2 protein-coding genes are annotated in these 1,739 nt (G+C 33.4%); both read left to right on the forward strand.

Annotation, left to right across the window (positions count from 1 at the left end; all coding sequences use genetic code 11):
• Positions 1-1,165: 1,165 nt before the first annotated feature.
• Entirely contained in the window at positions 1,166-1,540 is a 375-nt protein-coding gene (locus FTV42_RS16615) for a hypothetical protein (RefSeq protein ID WP_046206308.1), read from the forward strand.
• A gap of 2 nt (positions 1,541-1,542) precedes the next feature.
• Complete coding sequence (locus FTV42_RS16620; protein WP_171249271.1) at positions 1,543-1,713, forward strand: hypothetical protein; 171 nt, start codon at positions 1,543-1,545, stop codon at positions 1,711-1,713.
• Positions 1,714-1,739 lie beyond the last annotated feature (26 nt).

The following is a 1,739-nucleotide window of genomic DNA, read 5'->3' on the forward strand; positions in this document are numbered from 1 at the left end:
TTAGTGCTATAAGCAAGGTAAACGGTGTCATATTGCAAGGTAAACGGTGTCATATTGCAAGGTAAACGGTGTCATATTGCAAGGTAAACGGTGTCATATGAAGTCTAGGAGCCTTCATTTACAATGTTTTTAGCTTACCTAAAAGCATTTAAAAACTTTAAAATAATTAAAAGCCCAAGGAAGGAAAAATTGCCCTTGGTTTTCGCTTCGCTCAAACTCTATTGAACTTCGCTTTCGCTCAGTTCGTTGGGGCAATTTTTTGGTTAATACTTGCGTGACTTTAAGAAAAAGCAAAAGCAACTCGGAATTCGCTTCGCTCATAAAACTTTTTTACTCGCTACGCTCGATCCAGGAGCAAATTTCTGCATGAAACTTACGCTTTCTTAGGCTAAAGAGGACAAAAAAATGTTTTTCAGAGGGTCTAGGCGCAAATTTTGATAGTTCGCTCGTAGACACTCGCTCTATGCATCTATCTAAAGTCAAAATACCTCTTTATTTCGCTCTCATTTGCGTTTTTGAGCTGTTTTCTGTTTTTCACTATGAGATCTATGTTTTTTAGGTAAAGGCTCTTAAATCGCATTTGAACGCTTTCTATGAAGCTTTTCATAATTAAAGTTTTGGGTTGAAATTTTTAACCTGGATGAATAGACAAAAAATTGATTTTTTACGTTTTTCTAAACAAGGAAATAAATACTTTTTTCCATGCAAAACCAAGCACCGGCCCTACGTCACTTTAGCCAATTTTCCAATCCAGGATCCGGCACACGCCGGGATTTTTTTGTCACACACCACGCATCTAACGATGACAACCCTCAAAGCCTTACAGGATAAGGATTTCAGCGATTTTTTAGGGTCTCAGAAACGTGTACAGAAAAATGGTCTTTTTTTAGAATAAGTGATTGAATTATCTATTTTTTATGCTGTGCTCATGGTTGTACATCAAAACAACACTTTTTTTATATAAGATATTGATAAATTTAAGAAAAACTATGTACTCATGATTGTACATAAAAAAAGCATTATATTTAAATAAGTTTTTGTTTTATAATAAATTAATTTTGTACAAATAGATTTGTACGTAATTTATTTATTCTTTTGATTTAAATTATTGAATTATCTTGATTTAATCTTGTACAAACTCTAATTTTTATAAGAGATGTAATTTATGGGCGAAAAAGTCAAAACTTATGCAGTCAGACTAGATCCACAAGTAGCAGAATTCTACGATCAATTGGCTAATTCAGAAGGAATCAGAACCAGTAAATTGTTCAGTAAAATTTTGACTAATGATTTTCAATCTATTGCTGTTAAGCAGCAGGCAGATCGTATTGAGGATCTGGTGAATCGATTAGAAAAGCGAATAGATGACTTTGAGGAAGATAATAATTTTTCTGAAAAATACTATGAGGATTTTAGTAGTACATACATGATGCTTTTATGGTTATTAATGAAAAATGGTGCTTCTAAAGACGAAATTAGAAGTATGCAAGCTAAGGCCGCTAATTATGCGGAACAAAACTTTTCTTCTAAGGAATCTTAATTTTGGACAATATTATTCAACTTTTAAAACCATGTACGCTTTGTGGAAATGGACAGAATGTACAGCTTTTTGCCGGGTTGATGCTGTGTGAAAGTTGTCAGGAAAATATCAGGCTTACAAATCCAGGTATGTTCTCTGCCAATGATAAGATTGAACAGAAAGCTCAGGATTAACCTGAGCTTTTGCATAAAAATTAACA

Origin of the sequence: Acinetobacter sp. YH16052, from assembly GCF_013417155.1 — a bacterium.
In the GTDB taxonomy this organism is placed as follows: Bacteria; Pseudomonadota; Gammaproteobacteria; order Pseudomonadales; family Moraxellaceae; genus Acinetobacter.

Bases quoted from the DNA above. Each gene is read 5' to 3' on its own strand.
- FTV42_RS16615 (WP_046206308.1), top strand. From the start codon at position 1,166: ATGGGCGAAAAAGTCAAAACTTATGCAGTCAGACTAGATCCACAAGTA.